We start from the raw sequence: 22,536 nt of genomic DNA, 5'->3' as shown, positions 1-22,536 counted from the left end.
GCGCCTAGGATCCGGAGCAAGGGCTGGGTCGTAGCACATAGGTAGTGCGCCTACACAGCATGGAGGAGGACGCCGGTTCGAATCCGGCCGCCCAGCCCCCCTCCCCCTCCCCCCTATTTCGCGGCCGTCGCCGCCACCCACGCCCCCGCCGCCCCGATCGCCGCCGCAGCCGCGGGCAGCGGCAGGCCGAGGAAGCCGTGGAAGACCCCGGGGACCAGGTGGATCCCGCAGTCGACTCCCGCTTCGCCCAGCCGGCGCCCGTAGGCCAGGCCCTCGTCCCGCAGGACGTCGCAGTCGGCCAGGACCAGCAGCGTGCGCGGCAGTCCCGCGAGGTCCGGGGCCCGCAGCGGCGAGACGTGCGGGTGGGCAGGGTCGCCGCCGTACTGGTCCCAGTACCAGGCCATGTGCGCGGCCGTGTGGAAGTACCCCTCCGCGAACTCCGATACGGAGGGCTGCTCCATCGAGGCGTCCAGCGGCGGGTAGAACAGCAGCTGGCCGGCGACCAGTTCGGGCGCCCGCAGGGCCGTCACGGCCGCGAGGTTGCCTCCGCTGGAGTCCCCGGCGACGACCAGCCGCGCGGGGTCGCAGCCCAGTCCGGCCGCCCCCGCCCGGGCCCACAGCAGCACCGTCAGCGCGTCGTCGGGCGCCGCCGGCCACGGGTGTTCGGGCGCGAGGCGGTAGTCCGCGGAGACCACCACCGCTCCCGAGGCCACGGCCAGCGCCCGGCACAGCGCGTCGTGGGTGTCCAGGCCGCACATCACCCAGCCCCCGCCGTGGAAGAACACCACCAACGGGCGGCCGCCCCCGGCGCCCGGCGCCGGGTCGTAGATCCGGACGGGGACGCCGTCCGCGACCGCGTCCCGGACGGAGGCCACCTCCGCGCCGCCGCCCCGGGAGGCGGACGCGGCCGCCCGCAGGGCCGCCGGGTCCCCCGGTCCGGGGAAGACGGCCGCCATCGCGTCGCACAGCGCGCGGGCCGCCGGGGACAGGGAATCCCTGCCGGTACCGCTCATCGCGCCGTCATCCCGCCGTCGACCGTGAACTCCGCGCCCGTGATGTACGAGGACCCCTCCGAGCAGAGGAAGAGGACCAGCTCCCCGACCTCCTCGGGCCGCCCGATCCGCCCCAGCGGCAGGTGCGACCAGTCCCGCCCCGCGACGGCCTCGCTGACCATCGGGGTGTCGATCGCCCCCGGATGCACCGAGTTGATCCTGATCCGGTCCGCCGCCAGGTCCAGCGCGGCCGACTTCGTCAGCCCGCGCAGGGCGAACTTGCTCGATCCGTACGCCGCGTGGCCCGGGATGCCGACCAGTCCGGCCGTGGAGGAGACGTTGACGATCGAGCCGCCTCCGCCGGCGCGCAGCACCGGGGCCACGGCCTGGATGCCGAGGAACGGTCCGAGCAGGTTGACCCGGAGCAGGGCTTCGAAGTCCTCCAGGCCCTGGCGCTCGACGTGGGCCGTGCGCCACAGCGCGGCGTTGTTGACCAGGGCGGAGACCGTGCCGAAGGCGCGTACGGCCTCGCGGACCACCTCCGCCCAGCTGTCGGCGTCGGCCACGTCGTGGCGTACGTAGAGCCCCTGGTCGCCGAGCTGGGCGGCGACCGCGCGGCCCTCCTCCTCCCGGATGTCGGTGACCACGACCCGCGCTCCGGCCTCGGCGCACAGCCGGGCCTCGGCCGCGCCCTGGCCGCGTCCGGCGCCGGTGATGACGACGACCTTGCCGTCGAGGGAGAGGGAGAGGGAGAGGGAGACGGACACGGGTCAGCCCTCCAGGGCGCGGAAGTGCGGGATGACGCTCTCGCCCCACTGGCGGATGGTCTCCATGCAGGCCTCCTGCGGGACGGTGCCCATCTGGATCAGGCACATGACCTCGTCGACGCCGATCTCGCGCAGCTGCTCGACGTAGGCGATGGCCGTCTGGGCGTTGCCGTAGGCATGCTCGGCGTTGTAGGTGCCGGTGTCTATGGGGCGGGCCGGGATGTTCGCCTCGTGGAGCTTGGCGACCAGTTCCTCGCGGCCCCTGTCCAGCGCGGCCACGTGCTCCTCGGCGGTCTCGTCCTCGGAGTAGCCCGTCGGCTCGGGGGCGTTGCCGTACCAGTGGGCGATGGACTCGGCGAAGAAGCGCTGGCCGCGGGTGCCCAGGCGCAGGGCGCGTTCGGCGTCGTCAAGGACGATGGTGGGGCAGAGCGCGGAGAGGTGGTCGTTGACCTCGGTGGAGACGAAGCGGTCGCCGCTGCGGGTGGCGATGGCCTCGTCGTAGACCTTGCGCATGGTGCGGACGTCGTCGGCGCCGGCGAAGCCCATCACGAGGGCTCCGATGCCCAGTTCGGCGGCGAGCTTGAGGGTGTCGTGCTTGGAGCAGGCCATGAAGAGCGGCGGGTGCGGGTCCTGGACCGGGCGGGGCAGGATCGCGCCGGGGCCGATGTCGATGGAGCCGTGCCACTCGAACTTCTCCTCGCGCCACGCGGAGGAGAAGATCCGCAGCGCCTCCTCCATCTGCGGGTAGGTGTCCTCGGGGCGGACCCCGTACATGGACATCTCCTGGCGGGTGGCGCCGCGGCCGGCGCCGATGTCCACGCGGCCGCCGGAGAGCACGTCGAGCATGGCGGCGCGTTCGGCCACGCGCACGGGGTGCTGGTAGCCGAAGGGCATGGTGACGACGCCGTGGCCGATGCGGATCTTCTCGGTCCGGGCGGCGACCCAGGTCAGGAAGATCTCGGAGGCGCTCATGTGGGCGTACTGGGTGAGGGCGTGGTGCTCCACGGCCCAGATCCGGTCGAAGCCCATCTCCTCGGCGTACACGGCCTGTTCGACGCAGTCGTGGATGACCTGGCGCTCGCGTTCGGGCGTCGGGTCGACGAGCTGCGCCTCGAAGATCATCGAGAACTTCACGGGGAACCTCCCAGCCGTGCGCTCCGCACGGCACGTCGGATGTATTTCGAATAGGAATACTTCTAGCAGTCATACCCCGCCGGGGGAAGGGCCGCCCCGAAGACCGGTCGTAGACTGCGCTGCGTGACGAACGAGGCGGCAGAAGAGACGAACGGGCGCACGCTCCCCGCGACCAGCTGGGCGGTGCTCGGGCTACTCTCCTTCGGAGAGGAGCTCTCCGGTTACGACCTGAAGAAGTGGTCGGACTGGTCGCTGCGCTTCTTCTACTGGAGCCCGTCCTTCAGCCAGATCTACAGCGAGCTCAAGCGGCTGGAGAAGGCCGGCTACGCCTCTTCGCGGATGGTCGCCCAGGAGACCGGCAGCCGCGACAAGCGGGTGTACCGGATCACGGACGAGGGCATGACGGCCGTACGGCGATGGGCGCGCGAGGCGCCCGTCGACCCGCCGGTGCTCAAGCACGGGCCGATGCTGCGGCTGTGGCTCGGCCACCTGCTGGAGCCGGAGCAGGTGCGCGAAGTCCTCGTGCAGCACCAGGAGTTCGCGGAGAAGATGCGGCGGCGCGCGGTGGCCGACGCGGACGGGGCCAGGGAAGAGGCCTCGTGGGCGTACCCGACGCTCACCCTCAAGTGGGCGGAGCGGTACTACGCCTCCGAGCGCGACCTCGCGGCCGCCATGCTCGACGACATTGCGGTGCTGGAGAGCGGGCGCACTCCGAGCCCCGCCGCAGCCCCGGATTCGGATGCGGATGCGGATGCGGATGCGGCGCCGGGCAAGCCCGGCAAGCGGCCGTAGGTGCGCCGGAAGTAGAGCAGCGGCGCGCCTTCGCGGTGCGCCGTCAGGGCGGTGACCCGGCCCAGCGCGATGGCGTGGTCGCCGCCGTCCAGGACGGCCTCCAGATCGCATTCGACGGTGGCGAGGACCCCGTCCAGCAGGGGCGCGCCGTTGCCGCCGGCCAGCCAGGGGACACCGGCGAACTTGTCGCCCCCGGTGACGGCGAACCGGCGGCACAGCTCCTGCTGGTCGGCGGCGAGGATGTTGACGGCGAAGACCCCCGCAGCCTGGATCCGGGGCCAGGTGGTGGACGTGCGCGCCGGGCAGAAGCAGACCAGCGGCGGGTCCAGGGACACGGACGAGAAGGACTGGACGGCCATCCCCACGGGACGGCCGTCGGCTCCGCGTGCCGTGATGACGGCGACGCCGGTGCAGAAGCTGGACAGGACCGACTTCATGTCGGACATGGCTTCCTCCCTCATGAGAACCCTCCCTGATTATTTCTACTAGGTATATGCCTAACCGAAACACCTGTGATTGGATACCGCCCACGCTCGCTCGTCAAGTAGGGAGGGTCCGATGCCACCACCACCCCCGCCTCAGCCACAGCCCCAACCCCAACCGCAGCCGCAGCCGCAGCCGCCCGCCACGCTCGCCCGGCTCCCCGAGTACGCCGCCGCCGCGTACGGGGAGCGCGAGGCGCTCGCCGACGGAGAGGTCCGCTGGACCTTCGCCCGCCTCGCCGCCGAGATCTCCGCGGCCGCCCGCGCCGCCATCGCCCACGGCATCCGCCCCGGCGACCGGGTCGCGATCTGGGCCCCCAACAGCCGCCGGTGGATCACCGCCGCCCTCGGCGCGGTCGGCGCCGGAGCGGTCCTCGTACCGGTCAACACCCGCTACAAGCCCGCCGAGGCCGCGGACATCATCCGGCGCAGCGGCGCCCGCGTCCTGTTCACCGAGCGCGGGTTCCTCGGTACCGACTACGCCCGCGACCTGCACGCCTCCGGCGAGGACCTCGGGGCGCTCGCCTCGACGGTGATCCTGCGGGACGGGCGCGCGAGGCGCGAAGAGCTCGAAGGGCTCGAGGGGCTCGAGAGGCGCGGAGCAGGTGACGGTGGCGCAGGTGTCTCCTGGGAGGCGTACCTGCACGCCGGCGAGGCCGTCCCCGACGCGGAGCGGGCCGCGCGCGCGGCCGCCGTGCGTCCCGAGGACCTCAGCGACATCCTCTACACCTCCGGCACCACCGGCCGCTCCAAGGGCGTCATGACCACCCACGGCCAGACCCTCCGGCTGTACGCCTCCTGGTCCGGGCTCGTCACCCTGCGCCCCGGCGACCGGTACCTGCTGGTCAACCCCTTCTTCCACACCTTCGGCTACAAGGCCGGAGTGCTCGCCTGCCTCCTGCGCGGGGTCACCATGCTCCCCGAGGCCGTCTACGACACCGACCGCATCCTGCACCGCATGGCCGCCGAGCGCGTCACCTGCCTGATGGGCCCGCCGACCGTTTTCCACGGCCTGATCCGCCACCCGGCGCGGGCCGCGCACGACCTGTCCGCGCTGCGCCTCGCCGGCACCGGAGCCGCCTCCGTGCCCACCTCCCTCGTCGAGGAGATCCGCGGCGAACTGGGGGCGCCCGACGTGTTCACCGCGTACGGGCTCACCGAGTCCGGCGGAGTCGTGTCCGTCTGTCCCACCGACGCCGACGCCTGGACCCTCGCGCACACCGTGGGCGTGGCGCTGCCGGACACCGAGGTACGGATCACCGACCCGCTCGGCGCCGTGCTGCCCGCCGGGGAGCCCGGCGAGGTGCAGGTCCGCGGCTACCACGTCACCCCCGGCTACCTGGACGACCCGGCGAGCACCGCCGAAGCCGTGCTGCCCGGCGGCTGGCTGCGCACCGGGGACATCGGCGTGCTCGACGCGCGGGGCTACCTCGCCATCACCGACCGGCTGAAGGACATGTACGTGGTCGGCGGCTTCAACGCCTACCCGGCGGAGGTGGAGAACGTGCTGCTGACCCACCCCGCCATCACCGACGCGGCGGTCGTCGGCGCCCCCGACGAGCGGCTCGGCGAGGTCGGGGTGGCCTACGTCGTCACCACCGGGCCGGTCACCTCCGAGGAGCTGACCGCCTGGACCCGGGAACGGCTGGCCAACTTCAAGGTGCCGCGCCGGTTCACCCGGCTGGAGGAGCTCCCGCGCAACGCGGGCGGCAAGCTGCTGAAGACGGAGCTGCGCCGCACGGCGCGAGGGGAGTCGGCGTGAGGCCGCTGGAGCTGACGCCCGAGCAGGAGGAACTCCGGGACGCGGTACGGGCGGTCCTGGCCCGCCACCCCGGCCACACGGCCTGGGCTCCGCTGACGGCGCAGATCGGCGCGGCCGCGCTGGCGGTCCCCGAGGAGTACGGCGGGCTGGGCTGCGGGCAGGCCGAAGTCGGGGTGGTCATGGCGGAACTGGGGCGCGCACTGAGCCCCGTACCGTACCTGGGCTCGGCGGTGCTGACCGCGGGGGCCCTGCTCGCGTCCGGTGACCGGGAGGCCTGCGCGAAGCACCTGCCGGACCTGGCGGAGGGCACGGTCGTGGGCGCCCTGGCCTGGGCGGAGGCCGCGGCCGACCCGTCGGCCCCGGGGGGCGGGTGGGAGCCCGGCGACCTGTCGGCCCGGGCCGAGGCCGCCGGGGCGGACTGGCTGCTCACAGGCAGGAAGCAGTACGTCCTGGCAGGCCCCGCCGAACCGTCCTTGCTGCTGGCCTTCGCCAGGATGGACCCGGCCCCGGACCCGGGCGCGGCCCCCGGACCCGGACCCGGTACCGAGCCCGGCCAGGGCCCCGGCCGGCTCGGGCTGTTCGAGCTCCTCGCCGCGCCGGCGGCCTTCACCGTGCGGTCCACGATGGACCGCACCCGCCCGCTCGCGGAGCTGACCCTGGACCGGACCCCGGCCCGGCTGCTCTCGGCCGACGGCGCCGGGGTCCTCGCCCGGGTCCGGGACCTGGCCTGCACGGCCCTCGCCGCCGAGCAGACGGGAGCGGCGGCGCGGGCGCTGGAGGCGACGGTCCGGTACGCGAAGGAGCGGGTGCAGTTCGGGCGGCCGATCGGCTCCTTCCAGGCGGTGAAGCACCGGCTCGCCGACCTGCACACCGCGGTGGAGGGAGCCCGCTCGCTCGCCCTCGCGGCGGCCGCCGCCGACGCGGCCCCGGAGCCGGCGGCCGCCGCCAAGTCGGCCTGCTCGGAGGCCTACGCCTACGTGGCGGGCGAGATGATCCAGCTGCACGGCGGCGTCGGCATCACCTGGGAGCACGAGGCACACGAGTACTTCAAGCGGGCGCACGGCTCGGCCCTGCTCTTCGGCTCCCCCGCCGCGCACCGTGAACGGCTGGCGGCACTGCTGGGGTTCCTCCCCACCGGGTGACGCGCCGGCGACCGGGGGCGCCGGGGACGGCTGCTGTCGTACGCTCGGCCCATGACGGGCAGTGCGATAAACCTCCGGAAGATCGAAGAGACCGCCCCGGCGCTGGTCAGCCTCTACAAGAGCGCCGGGACCTCGCTGCGCACACACGGCCTGGAGGGCGGGCGGGCCGCCGTCTACCTGGTCCTCGACTACTCCGGCTCGATGCGCCCGTACTACGACGACGGCAGCGTGCAGGCCCTCGCCGACCGGGTGCTGGGGCTCTCCGCGCACCTGGACGACGATGCCCGCGTGCCGGTCGTCTTCTTCTCGACGGAGGTCGACGCGGTCGAGGAGATCTCCCTGGCCGGCCACGAGGGCCGGGTCACCGCGATCGCCGCGGGCCTCGGCCACATGGGCAAGACGGCCTACCACGCGGCGATGGACGCGGTGATCGACCACTACCTGGACTCCGGGTCCACCCTCCCCGCGCTCGTCGTCTTCCAGACCGACGGCGGCCCGATCAACAAGCTCGCCGCCGAGAAGTTCCTGTGCAAGGCCGCCCGGCTGCCCCTCTTCTGGCAGTTCGTCGGCTTCGGCAACACCCGCAGCTCACAGTTCGACTTCCTGCGGCGGCTGGACGAACTGCCCGTCCCGCAGAAGCGGGCCGTGGACAACGCGGGCTACTTCCACGCCGGCCCCGACCCGCGGACCGTCGCGGACTCGGAGCTGTACGACCGGCTGGTCGGGGAGTTCCCGGGGTGGCTGGCGGCGGCCCGGGCGGCGGGAATCGTGCGCGCCTGATCCGCGATTGTCAGTGGCTCGCGCTTTGATGGAGGTGCCTCACGCTTTGATGGAGGTGTAACGGGATCTCCCTCCTGGAGGAGGGGGCTGTCAGCCACGCCGGCTGTTGGCCGCCGTTACCAGCACCAGCCAACACACGTATGTGGAGGTGAACGAAGTTGGCTACGTACCGCGTAGGACGGAAGACCCACCCACCTGTACTTCCTCAGCAGATGGCTCTGGAATTCGAGTCAGCAGACACCCCCCGGATCGGGGACGAAACGGGACTCGAACGCCGCAAGGCACCCGGCGCGGTACATGTGCGAGGGGAGACCGCCGATGTCTCACCTGGCATCGGCGGCGTCACCCCCAACCATCAGGTTGGGGAGAAGGCCCGTGAAGGCCACCCCGTCGTGTTCGTCCTGGACAAGCACGGCACACCGCTCCAACCCACCAGCCCCGCCAGAGCCCGCCGCCTCCTCCATCAGGGACGGGCTGTCGTGTCCCGGCACACCCCGTTCGTGATCCGGCTGAAAGACCGCGCCGCAGGCCAGTCACAGATCAATGGCGTGGAACTCGGGCTCGACCCGGGCTCGAAGCACACCGGTATCGCCGTATTCACTGCCAGGGATGGTGAGCGCCGTGGCCTGTACGCAGTTGAACTCGCCCACCGGGGCAGCGCCATCCGGGACAAGCTCACCGCTCGCGCCGCCTACCGGCGCCGTAGGCGCACCAGTAACCTGCGCCACCGCGCGCCCCGCTTCTCCAACCGCGCGCGCCCCAAGGGCTGGCTCGCCCCGTCGCTGCGTCACCGTGTAGACACCACCATGTCGTGGACCACCCGGCTCGCACGCTGGGCACCCGTCCGTACGGTGCACGTGGAACGGAACGTGTTCGATACCCACGCCATGTCCCACGGCGGACCTCTGGAGGGGGCCGAGTACCAGCACGGCACCCTGCACGGCACAGAAGTCCGCGAATACCTCCTCGCCAAGTGGGACAGGGCATGCGCCTACTGCGGCATTACCGGAGTACCGCTCAACATCGACCACATCCACCCCCGCTCACGCGGCGGCAGCGACCGCATCTCCAACCTGTGCACCGCCTGCATCCCCTGCAACGAAAAGAAGTCCAACCAGCCCGTCGAAGAGTTCCTCAAGGAATCCTCGCGCCAACTGGCCCGCATCCTCGCCCAGGCCAAAGCCCCCCTGCGGGACACTGCAGCCGTCAACGCGACCCGCTGGGCGCTCTGGCGCGCCCTCGACGCCGTGTTCCCCTCGGTGCGCACCGCATCGGGCGGCCGCACGAAATGGAACCGGCAGCGGACCGCTACTCCAAAGACCCACACGCTGGACGCCCTGTGCGTTGGCTACCTCAATGCCGTCACCCGAACCCCGACCCACATTCTTGCCGTTGCCGCAACCGGGCGCGGCACGTACGCCCGTACCCGCACTGACAAGTACGGCTTCCCCCGTCTGCGGCTACCCAGGCAGAAGCAGTTCTTCGGCTACCAGACCGGAGACCTCGCCCGCGCCGTCGTCCCCACCGGCAAGAAGACCGGCACCCACACGGGACGGATCGCTGTCCGAGCCACCGGCCGCTTCAACATCAAAACCGCCCACGGCCTCATCCAGGGCATCGGACACAAACACTTCCGCCTCCTCCAACGAGCCGACGGCTACGCCTACACCACCCGACCCGAAGGCCCCACCGTTGCCATCTGACAGCCACCGGCAAAAGCGAAGAGACACCCCGCATTCCGCACCGCCGGCCCAACGATCCACTTCCTCCCCCAGTTAAAGCAGGGGGTATCCACGAAAGAAGTCCGATGACAACGAACAACTGGGCCGTATTCGAGAAGGCGGAACCGGACTTCGCGGCGGCCGTCAAGGCCCGCTTCGCGCAGTTCCCGCACCATGTCCTGGCGACCCTGCGCAAGGACGGCTCCCCGCGCGCGACCGGGCTGAACGTCGAGATCCGCGGCGGCGAGCTGTGGCTGGGCATGATGCCGGGCTCGATGAAGGGCAAGGACCTGCGGCGCGATCCCCGCTTCGCCCTGCACACCAACCCGGGCGCGGGCGAGACCATGCCCGACGGGGACGTACGGATCTCCGGGCGGGCGGTGGAGATCGTGGAACAGCCCGAGCTCCACCGGTACGCGGAGGAGGCCGAGGAGAACGACACCCCGCACCCCTTCGACCTGTTCCGCGCCGAGCTGACGGAGGTGGTCCACGTCGGCGTCGAGGGCGACGACCTGGTCGTCCGCTCGTGGACCCCGGAGCACGGGCTGCGCACCCTGCGCCGGGGCAATGACGACGAGCCGGCCCGCGAGGAGCCTGCGGCGGGCTGAGCTAGACCTTGGCCGGGGTCTTCGCCGGGATGACCGCCGGCGCCTTGGCGGGCGCCTTGACCGGGGCCTTCGCCGGGGCCTTCGCGGGCGACTTGGCGGGCGACTTGGCGGGAGCCTTCTGCGCCTTGCCGGGGACCTTCGGGGTCTTCGGCGTCTTCGGGGCCCCGGCCGGGGTCTGGGCGGCGACGTCCACCCAGCTCCGGTCGATGTTGAGCGTCACGCCCCCGTACGTGGCGTCGTGGTCACCCCGGAACTGGTGGGCGCGGCGGCCCCCCGTCCACTGGCTCCTACCGGCGGGCAGCCCCAGGTCGGCGTCGGCGACGGAGGCCACGCCGTTCCAGCGGGCCACCCACAGCACGTCCGGCATGGCGTGCGGGGCCTGGGCGTAGTGGGCGCTCAGCGCCTTGGCCCCGGAGCTCGCCGCGACGTAGGCGGCGGCGCCGTAGCCCAGTTCGTGCAGGCGGACCGTCCAGGCCGTGAGGTAGGCGACGACCGGGGCGTCCCAGGTGGCCCGGTCCGTGTAGTTCTCCAGGTCGTTGTAGAGGACCGTGCCCTCGGCCAGGCCCAGTGCCGCGGCCGCGTGGGCCGCGCCCTCGGCCTCGGCCCGGCCCTGCTCGTTGGCCTCCGAGGGGTCGGTGGAGAGCCCCGTGGAGGAGCTGTGCCAGGGCTGGGGGCCGACCCAGATCGGCATGAGGTACCAGCCCGCCCCGGCCTGCCGGCTCACCCATCCGGCGGTGAGCTGCGGCTGGGCGCAGGCGCGGGCACGGCCGCCGATGTAGACGCCGACGGCGCCGAAGGGCGAGTCGGCCCGCCAGGCGTTCATGGTCCGCTGGGTGGGAGCCGTGCACGCGTCGAAACCCTCGCCGGTGAAGGGCACCTGGACGGTGGTACGGGGACCCCCGCCGACGACGCCGGCCGGATCGACGGGGACCGGGCCGGGGGCGGCCGGGGGTGTGAGGGCGCGGGCCCGGGTGAGGACCGCGCGGACGGCCTCGGGGGTGGACCCGTAGGAGACGGTGGCCATCACCCCGGCGCGGCGCAGGGCGTAGCGGATCTCGTTGCTGTCGCCCCGGACCTTGGGCAGGGGGTCGCCCTCGTCGCCTCCGACGGTGGGGATGTCGGCGCGCGGCGGAGCCCCGTCGAGGGGCTCCAGGTGCAGGGTGTCGGAGCGGGGGGCGGCGGCTCGGGCGGCTCCGCATTCGCCCTGGGTGCCGGCGTGCCCGAGGTAGAGGGTGGGCAGGTCGAGGCGCAGGCAGGCGTCCGGGTTCCGGTCGAGGTCGACGACCCGCCAGTCGGCGGGGACGGTGAGGCGCAGCCCGCGGTAGTCGACGGTGCGGCCGTCGGCGGTCCGGCCTTCGGCGGTGGGGCCGTCGGCGGCCCCGAGCGGGACGGGGGCGAGCAGCGCGGCGCCCAGCAGGCAGCTCAACATCATGTGGGAGGGGAGCATGTGACCCACTGTTACCAGAAGGCCCGGGGGTTGACGCAGAGGCACGAGAGCCCGCGCTCACCTGTTGACGGGACGGCCGCACCGCACCGCGGACAACCCCCTTCGCTCCCCGTTCCCCTCCCCTCCCCCTACTCCTGCTCTTGGAAGGCGGGCAGGGCGAAGATCCGTTCCTTCCCCGCCTCCTCCATCAGCTCGACGAGCGGCAGCACCAGCTCCCACAGGTCCTGCTTGTCGACCTCGCGCACGAGCCCGTCGAGCTCCGCGTCACCCAGTCCGGCGGCGGCGTCGGCCACCACCTTGCGCGCCTCCCCGGGCAGTACGCCGACCAGCGGGAGGAAGGCTCCCCAGAGTGCGGTCGCCACGACGGCGCGCACCACCCCGGCCAGCACGAGCGGGTCCCGCAGGGAGTCCAGCCGGGCCACCGCGAGCCGGTCCTCCTCGCCGAGCAGCGCCACCAGCGGAAGCAGCGACTCCCACAGGCCCTCGGCGTGCGTCACCCGGACGAGCGAGTCGAGCTCGGCCGCACCGAGGCGGGCGGTGAGCTCGGCGATGCGCAGCCGCTGGTCGCCGCCGACCATCGCGGCGACGCCGAGGGCTTCCTCCCAGAGCCCCTCGGCGGCAGCGGCCCGTACGACGGCGCCCAGGCGGTCGTCGCCCATGAGCTCCAGGATCCGGGGCAGCCGCTCGGGCAGGTCCACGTAGAAGCCGGCGCGCAGCACCGCCGCGTCGTCGACCTGGTCGAGGATCCGGCGGAGCACCTGGTCCCGCATGTGGCCGACGAACCGGCCCATGGTGAGGTGGTCGCGGTTCTCGGCGAGGGTGGTGGCGATGCGGACGACGAGCCCCTCGTCGAGCCGGTCGACGATCCCGGAGATCTTCCGCGGGTCCAGGTGTCCGCAGGCCTCGGCGGTGAAGGAGACCGGCAGCTTCTCGATGATGGCGGCGGCCCGGCCCGCCTCCAGCCGGCCGGCCACGCCGGCGGCCAGCCGGGGCCCGAGCGCCTTCTGCGAGATGGCAGCCGCCACCCCGGCCGGCACCAGCTTGGTCGCGGCGGCGATCCGGTCGAGCATCTCGGGTGCGCCGTCGTTCAGTACGCCGCTGACCTGCTCCCGGAACGCCCGTACGTCCTCGTCCGGCAGCCCGCGCAGGAAGCCGAGCTCCCCGGCGTCCGTGCCCACCAGCCGGGCGATCTTCTCCACTTCGGCGCGGCTCACCGGAACAGCACCTTGCGCACGGCCCCGCGTGCGAGGGCCGGGACCAGCCCCAGCGCCTCCTCGGCGGCCTGGTTCAGGCCTTCGGCCTGCCGCGCCCGCTCCGCCTTGAGCGCCTCGGCGAGCCGTACGAGCTCCCCGGCGTCGAGCTCCGCGAACGAAGCGGGAGGCCGGGCGCCCCCCAACTCCCCGCTCAAAAGGCCCATTTCCTCATCTGTACGCACGGGACGACCTCCCACACCAAAGACGACACGACGGCTCGCGTCGAGCGTGGGCCCGAATTGACTAATAGTCAATACTCGCGGGTAGGCCCGGCCGGGGACATCGGTTCCCGCCCTCCACCAGCCCCTCGAGGGGTCCAGCCAAGGTGAACCCAAAGGCCGCCACAGCGTCGCCGCCTGCTGGTTGAGCGACCGCCCCCGGCCCCCGTAGCCGGGCACGGCCCTTCCGTACGCGTGGCCCGCGAACAGGACGGAGACCCCCTGACCGCCCCGGAGAGCCGGACCCGCTTCGACGGCCGGTCCCGGCGAAGGGTCCAAGCGACCACGCCGCCCGACTTCCTGCGCCGGGGCTTCAACCGCAAGGCCGTGCAGCACGCGGTGAAGAGCCTCTACGCGCACGAGGACGGGTTACGCAGCCTGCCGGTGGCCTGACACACCCCCGGCACATCGCGGCCGAGGAAACCCACCACCCTGGCGCCGACGCCGGCCGCTTGAACCGCTGACACGCCGTCCGCTCGCCCACTGCGAACGCCCCATGGAAGCAATCCGGTCCACATCGGGGCAGATGCATCTAAGTGTCCCGTAAAGAAGGTCCAAGGGGTGTCCGTTTCGGGACCTTAGGGGGTGCGTTCTTGATCGAATGCGATGCAAGACTTTCTTTACCAAACCCCCTTCTTCCGTTTTTCGCGACCAATCGCGAGGAGAGAGTAGTCCGTGAAGCCATTCAGGATCGTCACCGCCGGAGCCCTTGCCGCCGCGACGCTGGCAATTGCACTCCCTTCCCCTGCGCATGCCGCTGCCACGGTGCGCTGCTATCCGGGGCGAGCCTGCCTTTACTACAACTCGAACCAGGCCGGTGCGGTGGCTCTGATGTATTACATCGAGAACCTTCCGACATGGGAATTCACAGGAACGTTCAATTCGGGGACGGGGAACGGCGACAAGTCTCCCCTCAAGAACAACGCAGCCTCGGCCGATAGCCGTTACACCAGCCAGGCGGTCCGGGTCCACTACAACAGCTGGTACAAGGGTGCATATGACGTGGTAACGGCCCAGTCGAAGCGCAATCTGAGTGCGACATACAACCAGAATGCTTCGTGGAACTACCACCCGAACCCCGTCTGACAGGAATACGAAGATAATGAACAAGCGTAAGAATCAGATCGCTGTCATTGCAGTCTCCGCTCTCTCCATTTCTCTCATGACGGGCTGCTCCGGCTCCTCAGGGGCCTCCGGCAAGGCTAAACCCGTGGATTCTGTGAGCCCTTCCGTTTCGGGCCAGGGCAGCAGCACGCCGGTCGCGGATGCGGCGCAGATCAGGAGCTTGCCGATCGAGCAGTACCTGCCGACGCCGGCGGAGTTCGCCAGGATGAGCCAGGCGAGTGCGCGGATCCAGCAGCAGTGCATGCGGGACTTCGGCTTCTCCGGTTTCACCCTTCCGGAACCGGGTCTGGCCGATCCCCGGGAGACGCTCAGTGAGCTGCGCTACGGCACCGTGAACGCCGCGGAGGCGGCCCGTTCCGGATACAAGCCGGAGTCCGTGAACAAGAAGGGTACGGCGGCAGGCTCAGCCGAACCGGAGCTCAGCGATGACCAGTGGCTCGTCATGACCGGTACGACCAAGGCGGTCGGCGACAGCGCGTCCGCGATGGCCGCGCCGCAGAACTTCGGGGCAAAGGCCATTCCGGAAGGCGGGTGCATCGGGCAGGCGATCCGTACGCTGACGGACGGCAGCGACAACCTGTACGCCGACCTTGCACAGGACATCAACGGGCAGAGCTTCCGCCAGTCCCAGCAGGACCCGAGGGTGACGTCGGTGTTCGCCAAGTGGTCGGAGTGCATGAAGGGCAAGGGGTTCGACTACAAGGACCCGATGCAGGCCAATGACGATCCGATGTTCTCCGGATCCGCGATCACTCCCGAGGAGATCGCCACGGCGTCCGCCGACGTCGCCTGCAAGGCCGACACCAACCTCGTCGGCATCTGGCACACGGCCGACGCCGAGATCCAGCAGAAGCTCATCGACCAGCACGCATCCAAGATGGCACCGATCAGGACGGCCAAGCAAGCCGCGTTGCGCAACACCGCGAAGTCCCTGGGCTGACCGCGGGGGCGCGGCCTCCCGCCACGGCCGGATCACTGGGGCAGAGGTTCGGGGCCCGCCGCCCGCTCCCACGTCGCACACCCCGAGAAGGCCTCTGTCCCGAGCCTGGGGACGAGTTCGGGCTCGTGGTGCTCCCGCCCGCGACCGTGCGGGCCTCTCCACAAGACAACGCACAGCAATCCACGGCTGCAGGGCTGACCGGCACGTCCTGTGCGGGGTGGCGCCCCGGCCGCCACAAGAATCCGGCACGCCCGCCCCAGCTGAGAAAGAGCCCGAGAACAATGGCAGACGAGAAGGTCCTGACGGCCCAGAAATGGGTCAACGCCACCTACGCGAGCGTCACCGGCTACCAGAAGTGTCCCGAGGACGGACGCACCGGCTGGTCCACCATGTACGCCCTCACCATGGGCTTGCAGCACGAGATGGGAATCAGTCCGGTCGTGGCCAACTTCGGCCCCGGCAGCCTGGCCAAGCTGGCCGAGCGAGGCGACATCGGGTCGAACGAACCGAACGCGAACATCCGGCGGATCCTGCAGCACGCCCTGTTCTGCAAGGGATACTGGGGCGGAGACCAGGACGGCAACTACGACGCCGCCACAGCCCAGGCCGTCGCGAAGATGAAGATCGACGCCGGCCTGGACGGCACCAACGGCATGGTCCAGCCAAAGGTCTTCAAGGCATTGCTGACGATGGACGCCTATGTCCTGCTGGCCGGAGGCTCGGAGACGATCCGCGCGGTCCAGCGATGGCTGAACGGCGCCTACATCGGCCGCTCCCAGTTCTTCGTGATGCCTGCCGACGGCCATTTCTCCCGCGACGTGCAGAAGGCGCTGATCTACGCCATCCAGTACGAGCTGGGCATGTCCGACGCCCAGGCGAACGGCGTCTTCGGGCCCGGAACCCAGGCCGGCATGAAAGACAAGGTGTACTCGACCGGCGCCAGCGGCATCTTCGTCCGCCTGTTCCGTGCCGCGATGATCTGCAACAGGCGAGAAGGAGTCGAACTCAACGACACCTTCACCTCCGGCCTGGCCGGCGCCGTCGAGGACTTCCAGGACTTCTCCATGCTGGACAAGAACGGTACCTCTGACTTCCGGACCTGGGCGCAGCTGCTCGTCTCCACCGGCGACCCCTCACGCCCGGCCACCGCGGCGGACTGCTCGAAAACGGTGACCGATGCGCGTGCCAAGGCCCTGACGGCCGCAGGTTACAAGGTCGTCGGCCGCTATCTGGACGAGAGGCCGTCAGATCACTGGATGGGCAAGGCGATCCAGCCCGGCGAGCTGGAGACCATCTTCCGCAACGGGCTGAGGGTATTCCCCATCTCCCAGTACAACGGCGGAGCCCTGAGCTACTTCTCCTACGACCAGGGCCACGAGGACGCCACGGAAGCCCACATCGCCGCCGTGCAGCACGGCTTCGACCGGGGAACCGTGCTGTACTTCGCAGTCGACTTCGACGCCACCGATCCGGACATCGACTCGCGCATCGTTCCGTACTTCAACGGCGTCACGGCCGGGCTCTCCAGCATGGGCAAGCGGTACATCCACGGCGTGTACGGATCCAGGAACGTCTGCGCGAGGATCACCGACCGGACCTTCGCCCGGTACTCCTTCGTGTCCGGCATGTCGACGGGCTTCTCCGGCAACATGGGCTTCCCCCTCCCGGCGAACTGGTCCTTCAACCAGATAGCCACCGTGACGGTCGGATCCGGCGACGGCCAGATCGAGATCGACAGGAACGTCCACCGTCCTTCGCAGGACCCCGGCGTGGGAGCGGTGAGCAGCCCCGGATACGACAGCGTGGACGCCTTCATCGCCAGCGCCTCCCGCCTGCGAGAGTTGTCGGTCGAGTACAACAAGGCCGGCTACAGCCACGACCGCCACGTCTTGGAGTACCTGCGCCACCCCACCTACACGGACGCCAGGTGGATCGCCATGGTCGGCGAACCCGACTTCGGGTTCATCGACTTCGTCAAGAGCAAGAACCTCGCGGTCCTCTTGGACTTCAAGGACCCGAACAGCGGCGTGAACCTGTCGGTCGACCACCTGGCGGCGGCGGCCAACGGCGTCGACCTTCACGGTCTGGCCGCCGGCAGCGACGTCAACCCCGGCGACCTCGCCGGCTGGGGCGGCGACCTGATCACCTTCTACGCGGAGTGGCGACGCGACAGCGACCGCTGGTCCTCCGGTTACACCTACTGCATGGACCGCCTCGCGAAGGTCAACGTGACCACGACCTTCGGATTCAACGACCTCATAGAGGACATCGACGGCTACAACATCGGCCGGGCGGTGCGCGGGGGAACCAACATCGTCGAAGCGCTCCGCGACGTCTACCAGCGGGGAGGGCACCTGCACCGCCACCGCGACTACTACGCCAACCGGCTGGGCGGCAGCGCCGCCAAGGCAGCCGCCATCGCCGACGAGATGCTGACCGGCGGCGGCAGCGTGCTCAGCGCGGGACGTACTGCGCTCATCCAGTGGACGGCCGGAACCGGGGTCATGCTGCCCTCGACCCTCCCCGGCGACAAACTCGACGAGTTCGTCAAGGGCTACACCGACACCATCCAGGACCGGGTCGGCCAGGAAACGGCCAAAGCCGCCCGCCTGCGAGCCGAAGGCAAACTGTAGGAGTGCTCCTCCTCACCCTCCTGCTCGCCGTCCCGCTTGTCGTCACCGGCTGGGCCGCCCGGCAGACATACCGCCTGGTGAAGCGCAAGGTTCCCGCACACAGACGGCCCCGTACCTGGGGCGGCCTCACCCTCGCCCTGCTCGCCCTGGCCGGCATGGCGTACGGCTTCGCCCAGTTCATCTCGACCCCGTTCATGGCGGTGGATGAGGCCGAGCTGTGCGTTCTGCGCAGCGACGAGCCCGACACCGCCCACGAGGAGGCCGACCTGCAACGGGTGGAACGCCGGATCCTGCCCCCCACTGCGGTCTGCCACTGGGACGACGGCACCGGCACCCCACTCGTACCGCTCCCTCTCAGCGCGGGCGTTCTCGTACTGCTGGCGGCGGGTGCAGGGTCGGCCGTGGCCGGGGCGCGCGCCTACATCAAAGAACCCGAACGTCTCCTGAAGGAACAGAACGATCATGAGTGACACTCCTGCACAGATACCCAGGCGCCGCCTGCTCACCGCCGGCCTCGGCCTTGGCACTGCGGCAGCCCTGACCGCCGTCGGCACGGGCGGCACCGCCTCGGCCGCGTCCGTCCGAACCACTCGCTGGGCAGGGAGGACCAGCGCCAACGGCTGGCCCGTCGTCACGGCCCCACCGCGCATTCCGATAGAGGGAAGCGGGCTGACGGTCGCCGTCACGCAGGGGGCCCCTGCCAGCGTCCTGCTGTATGTGGCACGCCGTTTCCACTACGAGATCGACACCCTCCGGGTAGGCGATGTCGAAGGCCACCGCAGCGATCGCACCATCGCCCAGGCTTACGAGAGCAACCACCTCTCGGGCACCGCCCTCACCATCCGCCCCCTGCTCTACCCGGTGGGTGCGGCGGGCGGACTGTTCCCCAACGAGGTCGTCGTCGTCCGCGACATCCTCGCCGAGTGCGAGGGAATGGTGCGATGGGGCGGAGACGAGAGGACACCCAAGGAGAGCCACTTCCACATCGCGGTCAAGCCCGGCGACCGTCGGCTGACAGCCCTCGCCACCCGTATCGACGGTTGGGACAGCCGGCCAGGCCAAGGCGCTGGAGCCATGGACGCCTTCCTCCCGGAGCGACGCCGAAAGGCCGCACGCGCCACACGCTGACCAGGGCGGCCTTGGCGCGGGCGGGCTCTCGTGTTCAACCGTACGGCGGGCGGGACGCTAACCGGTGGGGGCAGGAGCTGCGGCCCGTTCCAGCACCTCCAGGACGGTGTCGCGGAACAGGGTGGCCTTGTAGCCGGTCTGCGGGAGCGGCCGGCAGCGGGCCAGTACCGTCGCGGCCGCCGACGCGAGGGCATCGGGGGTGGCCTTACGGCCGATCAGGGCGGCCTCGACCTCCGGCAGCCGCAGCGGAACCCGTGCCACCCCGCCCGCCGCGACGGCGGCGTGCGTGACGGTGGCGCCGTCCAGCGCGAGCCGGGCGGTGGCCTCGACCAGGGGCCATTCGCCGTGGGCGCGGCTGGTGGCGCGGTGGCAGGCGGCGCGTTCGCCCGGCAGGGGCGGCGGCAGCACGACCGCGGTGAGGATGCGGTCCGGTGCCAGCAGGTGGTCGGCTTGGTGGAGCCGGGCGCCGTCCCCGTACAACTCGGCTACGGTGCGCGGCGATTCGCCGTGGATCTCGGCCCCGGCGTCGTAGGTGAGCAGGGCCATCGCGAGGGTCGACGGGTGCGGGGCGACGCACGGGCCGTCGCCGCTGACCACGCCGAAGTGGTGGTCACCCTCGCGCGCGGGGCAGCCGGAGCCGCCCTTCTGGAGGCAGCTGAAGTGCGGATTGCGGTAGTACCAGCAGCGGTTGCGCTGGAGCAGGTTGCCGCCCAGCGTGCCGGCGGCGCGGATCTGCGGGGTCGCGGCGGTCCCGGCCGACACCGCCAGGGCGGGCCAGCCGGAGCGCACCCGCGGATCGGCGGCCAGCGCGGCGAGCGTGGTCAGGGCGCCGATCCGCAGCCCGCCGCCGGGCAGCGGCGTACAGCCGCGCAGGCCGTCCGCGCCGCCTGCGCCGTCGAGGTCGGTGAACGGGCCCGGGGCGATGCCGGATCGCTGCCGGGCGGTGGTGTCGGTGCCACCGGCGCGCAGCTCCCCGCCGCGGGCGAGGACGGCGGCCGAGAGGTCGGTGAGGGTGGGCTCCGTGCTCACGTGGCCAGTCCTTCCAGGACGCGGTCGGGTCGGATGGGCATGTCGTACGGGCGCCGGCCCGTGGCGTCGTGGACCGCGTTGGCCAGGGCTGCCGCGGTGGGCAGGGTGGCGATCTCGCCGAGGCCGACTCCTCCGCCGGGGACGTGTGCGAAGCCCTCCTGATGGAAGTGGACGGTGATCTCGGGGGTGTCTCCGATGCCGGGGATGCGGTAGTCCTCCAGGTTGTCGGTCAGCACCCGGCCGGTGGCCGGGTCGGTGCGCCGCTCCTCGAACAGGGCGTAGCCGACGCCCTGCACGACGGCGCCCTCGCACTGGCTCCGGGCGAGGCGGTCCTCGTGGATGCGGCCCGCGGCGATGCCGCTCCACACGCGCAGCGGGCGGATCCGGCCGAGCCGGGTGTCCACCTCCACCTCGGCGACCTGCACCGATCCGGTGAAGCCACGGCCGATCGCCACACCGCCGGTGGTCAGGTTGAAGGGGGTCACGTAGCCCCGGTGGTCGCGGGTGCGCCGGCCGGTGACCCGTACGCCGTGCGCCCCGTCCAGCCGGGCGCTCAGGTCACCGTCACCGGCGCCGAGCGCCCTGCGCAGTCGCGCGGCTGCGTCCACGGCGGCGGGCACGATCGACGGCGTGGTGCGGCTGCCGCCGGAGGTGGGCCCGTGGACGGTGTCGCTGTGCCCGACCTCGGCGCGCACCCGCTCCTCCGGCACGCCGAGCCCTTCGGCGACGGCCCGGCGCAGTACGGTGCGCGAGCCCGTGCCCATGTCCTGCACGGCGCAGCGGGCGACGACGATCCCGTCCTCGACGGTGAGCTCGACCTCGGTGACGGGGTCGAGGAAGTACATCCAGTTGGCCGCGGCGACGCCGACTCCCCGGCGGAACCGCCCGGTGCCGCCGCGGGTTCCCGACCAGGCCGGGAGGGCCGCGGCCAGGTCGTACAGCGCGTGGCGTTTGGGGTTGCCGTCCCACCGGCGGCGCAGGGCGATGGGGTCCTGGCCGAGCCGGTGGGCCATCTCGTCGACGGCCTGCTCCAGGGCCCAGCACATCGTGGGTCCGCCGGGGCCGCGGAACGGGGCGCCGGGCGGCCGGTGGGTGACCGTGTCGAAGTCGCGGAGCCGGCGCGGGGCCTTGCCGTACATGAACCGGGCCAGTAGCGCCGCGTTGCCGCCCACCGAGACCCCGCCGTCGCTGTCCACGTCCATGGCCAGCGCACTCAGCTCGCCGGCGGCGTCCGCGGCCATCGCCAGCCGGATCCGGGTGCCGGGCCGGTACCCGCCGTCGGTGAGCTCCTCGTCCCGGTCCAGCACCACCCGCACCGGGGCTCCGTGCAGCCGGGCCAGCTCCACCGCGGCGACGATGTCGGAGGTCAGCCCCATCTTGCAGCCGAAACCGCCGCCCACGTGGACGGCCCGCGCCACCACCCGTTCGAGGGGCACGCCGAACCGCTCGGAGGCGAGTACGGCCACCTGCTTGACCGACTGCGTGGACACCTCCAGGTGGAGGGTGCCTTCGTCCCAGCGGGCCAGACAGGCGTGCGGTTCGAGCGGGGTGTGGGTCTGCGCGGCGGTCGTGAACACGCCCTCGACCACCCGCTCGGGGCTGCGTTCCCGGGCCTGGGTGATCCGGCGCACGGCCGTGGCGGGGCGCCTGCTCATGGCGTTCGGGCCCCGCCGGTTGCCGCGCCAGGGGACGGGCAGCAGTTGGGGAGTCTCGCCGGCCCCGGGCGCCAGCTTGCGCGCCGCCTTGTCCTCGTAGACCAGCGGCCCCTCGCCGGCCCGGGCCCGCCCCACGTCGAGGGCGGCCGGCAGCACCTCGTACCTCACCCTGACCCGCTCGGCGGCCGCTCGCGCGGAGGCCCGGTCCGGCGCGGCAACGGCCGCCACCGGCTGCCCGACGTAGCGGACCACGCCGTCGGGGGGCAGCAGCGGCACGAGCGGAACGTCACCGGCCTCCAGGGACCGTACGTGGGCGTGCGCGTGCGGGGAACGGATGATCACCCCGACCAGCAGCCCCTCGGGCCGCTGGTCGGTGGTGTACCGGGCCGACCCGTCGACCTTCTCCGGAGCCTCGGCGCGCGGAACGGCGGCCCCGCCATCCGCATCCGTCTCGTACGCGCCCGCGCAGGCGGCGGCCACCGCGCTGAAGATCCTCTCGTACGCCCCGCACCGGCACAGATGCCCCGCCAGCGCCTCCGCGATCTCCTCCCGCCCCGGCCTGCTCCGTCCGTGCTCGGCCCGCCACCGCTCGAAGAACGCGGCCGCCTCGACCACGAACCCGGGCGTGCAGTAACCGCACTGGAGCGCGTCCTCACCCGCGAAGGCACGCCCGACCGGGTGACCGGCCAGCCCCTCCACGGTGGTGACCCGCCGCCCGGCCAGCCGCACCGCCGGGGTCAGACACGCCACCCGCGGCTCACCGTCGACCTGCACCGTGCACGCCCCGCACACCCCGCCGGAGCAGACCAGCTTGGTCCCGGTCAGCCCCAACTGCTCCCGCACCACCTCCACGGCGGCCGGATCGTCGTCCACGTCCACCGCACACAGGACGCCATTGACCTCGAACTCCACGAGACGCACTCCTCAA

Annotated in this window: 20 protein-coding genes, 1 tRNA gene and 1 pseudogene; 13 read left to right on the top strand and 9 right to left on the bottom strand. The window is 71.7% G+C overall.

The annotated features are described in order from the left end of the window. The first annotated feature begins 22 nt into the window (after positions 1–22). Positions 23–97 (top strand) — tRNA-Ala (locus MTF69_RS02915). A 16-nt stretch (positions 98–113) separates the two neighbouring features. Here MTF69_RS02915 and MTF69_RS02910 read toward each other — a convergent pair. From MTF69_RS02910 to MTF69_RS02900, 3 genes are read right to left on the bottom strand one after another with little or no spacing between them, the layout of a single operon-like run. After that, positions 114–1,013, bottom strand: a complete 900-nt coding sequence (locus MTF69_RS02910) for an alpha/beta hydrolase (RefSeq protein WP_243330332.1) — start codon at positions 1,011–1,013, stop codon at positions 114–116. Further along, a complete protein-coding gene (locus MTF69_RS02905) occupies positions 1,010–1,759 on the bottom strand; it encodes an SDR family NAD(P)-dependent oxidoreductase (protein WP_243330330.1) in 750 nt (249 codons plus the stop codon). Before MTF69_RS02905 ends, MTF69_RS02910 begins: the two co-directional genes overlap by 4 nt. A 3-nt stretch (positions 1,760–1,762) precedes the next feature. Then, positions 1,763–2,893 carry an LLM class flavin-dependent oxidoreductase gene (locus MTF69_RS02900; RefSeq protein ID WP_243330328.1) on the bottom strand — a complete coding sequence of 377 codons (1,131 nt, stop codon included), beginning with the start codon at positions 2,891–2,893 and terminating at the stop codon, positions 1,763–1,765. Between the two features lie 114 nt (positions 2,894–3,007). Between MTF69_RS02900 and MTF69_RS02895 the strand changes: the two genes are divergently transcribed. Next, positions 3,008–3,685 (top strand): helix-turn-helix transcriptional regulator, encoded by a 678-nt coding sequence (locus MTF69_RS02895; protein WP_374322007.1) that lies wholly within the window; start codon positions 3,008–3,010, stop codon positions 3,683–3,685. Positions 3,686–3,732: 47 nt separating this feature from the next. Here MTF69_RS02895 and MTF69_RS43325 read toward each other — a convergent pair. Beyond that, positions 3,733–4,122 (bottom strand): annotated as a pseudogene (locus MTF69_RS43325) (flavin reductase family protein); the annotation flags it as partial. Between the two features lie 121 nt (positions 4,123–4,243). Here MTF69_RS43325 and MTF69_RS02885 point away from each other — a divergent pair. The 5 genes from MTF69_RS02885 to MTF69_RS02865 all read left to right on the top strand — a co-directional run bounded on the left by MTF69_RS02885 (position 4,244) and on the right by MTF69_RS02865 (position 10,180). Next, positions 4,244–5,929 (top strand): FadD3 family acyl-CoA ligase, encoded by a 1,686-nt coding sequence (locus MTF69_RS02885; protein WP_243330325.1) that lies wholly within the window; start codon positions 4,244–4,246, stop codon positions 5,927–5,929. Then, positions 5,926–7,071 (top strand): acyl-CoA dehydrogenase family protein, encoded by a 1,146-nt coding sequence (locus tag MTF69_RS02880; protein ID WP_308401356.1) that lies wholly within the window; start codon positions 5,926–5,928, stop codon positions 7,069–7,071. The genes MTF69_RS02885 and MTF69_RS02880 overlap by 4 nt, the downstream gene beginning before the upstream one ends. Before the next feature lie 51 nt (positions 7,072–7,122). Further along, positions 7,123–7,851 carry a VWA domain-containing protein gene (locus MTF69_RS02875; RefSeq protein WP_243330323.1) on the top strand — a complete coding sequence of 243 codons (729 nt, stop codon included), beginning with the start codon at positions 7,123–7,125 and terminating at the stop codon, positions 7,849–7,851. 212 nt (positions 7,852–8,063) lie between these two features. After that, positions 8,064–9,554 carry an RNA-guided endonuclease IscB gene (gene iscB, locus MTF69_RS02870; protein WP_243330321.1) on the top strand — a complete coding sequence of 497 codons (1,491 nt, stop codon included), beginning with the start codon at positions 8,064–8,066 and terminating at the stop codon, positions 9,552–9,554. A 104-nt stretch (positions 9,555–9,658) separates the two neighbouring features. Continuing rightward, on the top strand, positions 9,659–10,180 hold the full coding sequence (locus MTF69_RS02865; RefSeq protein ID WP_243330319.1) for a pyridoxamine 5'-phosphate oxidase family protein: 522 nt from the start codon (positions 9,659–9,661) through the stop codon (positions 10,178–10,180). A gap of 1 nt (position 10,181) precedes the next feature. Here the strand turns inward: MTF69_RS02865 and MTF69_RS02860 are convergent, their stop codons facing one another. The 3 genes from MTF69_RS02860 to MTF69_RS02850 all read right to left on the bottom strand — a co-directional run bounded on the left by MTF69_RS02860 (position 10,182) and on the right by MTF69_RS02850 (position 13,044). Next, positions 10,182–11,627 (bottom strand): DUF1906 domain-containing protein, encoded by a 1,446-nt coding sequence (locus MTF69_RS02860; protein WP_243330317.1) that lies wholly within the window; start codon positions 11,625–11,627, stop codon positions 10,182–10,184. A gap of 128 nt (positions 11,628–11,755) precedes the next feature. Further along, positions 11,756–12,841 (bottom strand): hypothetical protein, encoded by a 1,086-nt coding sequence (locus MTF69_RS02855; RefSeq protein ID WP_243330315.1) that lies wholly within the window; start codon positions 12,839–12,841, stop codon positions 11,756–11,758. Further along, positions 12,838–13,044 carry a hypothetical protein gene (locus MTF69_RS02850; RefSeq protein WP_243330314.1) on the bottom strand — a complete coding sequence of 69 codons (207 nt, stop codon included), beginning with the start codon at positions 13,042–13,044 and terminating at the stop codon, positions 12,838–12,840. The genes MTF69_RS02855 and MTF69_RS02850 overlap by 4 nt, the downstream gene beginning before the upstream one ends. 249 nt (positions 13,045–13,293) lie before the next feature. Here MTF69_RS02850 and MTF69_RS02845 point away from each other — a divergent pair, with 249 nt between their 5' ends. The 6 genes from MTF69_RS02845 to MTF69_RS02820 all read left to right on the top strand — a co-directional run bounded on the left by MTF69_RS02845 (position 13,294) and on the right by MTF69_RS02820 (position 18,924). Continuing rightward, positions 13,294–13,491: a hypothetical protein gene (locus MTF69_RS02845; RefSeq protein ID WP_243330313.1), complete on the top strand. Its 198-nt coding sequence runs from the start codon at positions 13,294–13,296 to the stop codon at positions 13,489–13,491. A 282-nt stretch (positions 13,492–13,773) separates the two neighbouring features. Then, entirely contained in the window at positions 13,774–14,184 is a 411-nt protein-coding gene (locus MTF69_RS02840; RefSeq protein ID WP_243330312.1) for a hypothetical protein, read from the top strand. Between the two features lie 16 nt (positions 14,185–14,200). After that, a complete protein-coding gene (locus tag MTF69_RS02835; RefSeq protein ID WP_243330311.1) occupies positions 14,201–15,163 on the top strand; it encodes a hypothetical protein in 963 nt (320 codons plus the stop codon). A 281-nt stretch (positions 15,164–15,444) separates the two neighbouring features. Then, positions 15,445–17,796 (top strand): glycoside hydrolase domain-containing protein, encoded by a 2,352-nt coding sequence (locus MTF69_RS02830; protein WP_243330310.1) that lies wholly within the window; start codon positions 15,445–15,447, stop codon positions 17,794–17,796. 2 nt (positions 17,797–17,798) lie between these two features. Beyond that, entirely contained in the window at positions 17,799–18,266 is a 468-nt protein-coding gene (locus MTF69_RS02825; protein ID WP_243330309.1) for a hypothetical protein, read from the top strand. Beyond that, positions 18,259–18,924 carry a M15 family metallopeptidase gene (locus MTF69_RS02820; protein ID WP_243330308.1) on the top strand — a complete coding sequence of 222 codons (666 nt, stop codon included), beginning with the start codon at positions 18,259–18,261 and terminating at the stop codon, positions 18,922–18,924. The genes MTF69_RS02825 and MTF69_RS02820 overlap by 8 nt, the downstream gene beginning before the upstream one ends. Positions 18,925–18,981: 57 nt before the next feature. Here MTF69_RS02820 and MTF69_RS02815 read toward each other — a convergent pair whose 3' ends face one another. Together MTF69_RS02815 and MTF69_RS43320 are read right to left on the bottom strand one after the other, a co-directional pair. Further along, positions 18,982–19,953, bottom strand: coding sequence for a xanthine dehydrogenase family protein subunit M (locus MTF69_RS02815; protein ID WP_243330307.1), 972 nt, complete (start codon positions 19,951–19,953; stop codon positions 18,982–18,984). Further along, a complete protein-coding gene (locus tag MTF69_RS43320) occupies positions 19,950–22,529 on the bottom strand; it encodes a molybdopterin-dependent oxidoreductase (RefSeq protein ID WP_243330306.1) in 2,580 nt (859 codons plus the stop codon). The genes MTF69_RS02815 and MTF69_RS43320 overlap by 4 nt, the downstream gene beginning before the upstream one ends. Positions 22,530–22,536 lie beyond the last annotated feature (7 nt).

It is taken from the genome of Streptomyces sp. AP-93 (assembly GCF_022808175.1).
GTDB lineage: Bacteria > Actinomycetota > Actinomycetes > Streptomycetales > Streptomycetaceae > Streptomyces.
This window is presented reverse-complemented; position numbering and strand designations above follow the sequence as displayed.

Excerpts from the sequence above, each read along its gene's own strand:
- iscB (WP_243330321.1), top strand. The coding sequence starts at position 8,064 with ATGGCTCTGGAATTCGAGTCAGCAGACACCCCCCGGATCGGGGACGAA.
- MTF69_RS02835 (WP_243330311.1), top strand. The coding sequence starts at position 14,201 with ATGAACAAGCGTAAGAATCAGATCGCTGTCATTGCAGTCTCCGCTCTC.
- MTF69_RS02830 (WP_243330310.1), top strand. The coding sequence starts at position 15,445 with ATGGCAGACGAGAAGGTCCTGACGGCCCAGAAATGGGTCAACGCCACC.
- MTF69_RS02910 (WP_243330332.1), bottom strand. The coding sequence starts at position 1,013 with ATGAGCGGTACCGGCAGGGATTCCCTGTCCCCGGCGGCCCGCGCGCTG.
- MTF69_RS02820 (WP_243330308.1), top strand. The coding sequence starts at position 18,259 with ATGAGTGACACTCCTGCACAGATACCCAGGCGCCGCCTGCTCACCGCC.
- MTF69_RS02885 (WP_243330325.1), top strand. The coding sequence starts at position 4,244 with ATGCCACCACCACCCCCGCCTCAGCCACAGCCCCAACCCCAACCGCAG.
- MTF69_RS02875 (WP_243330323.1), top strand. The coding sequence starts at position 7,123 with ATGACGGGCAGTGCGATAAACCTCCGGAAGATCGAAGAGACCGCCCCG.
- MTF69_RS02865 (WP_243330319.1), top strand. The coding sequence starts at position 9,659 with ATGACAACGAACAACTGGGCCGTATTCGAGAAGGCGGAACCGGACTTC.
- MTF69_RS02850 (WP_243330314.1), bottom strand. The coding sequence starts at position 13,044 with ATGGGCCTTTTGAGCGGGGAGTTGGGGGGCGCCCGGCCTCCCGCTTCG.
- MTF69_RS02860 (WP_243330317.1), bottom strand. The coding sequence starts at position 11,627 with ATGCTCCCCTCCCACATGATGTTGAGCTGCCTGCTGGGCGCCGCGCTG.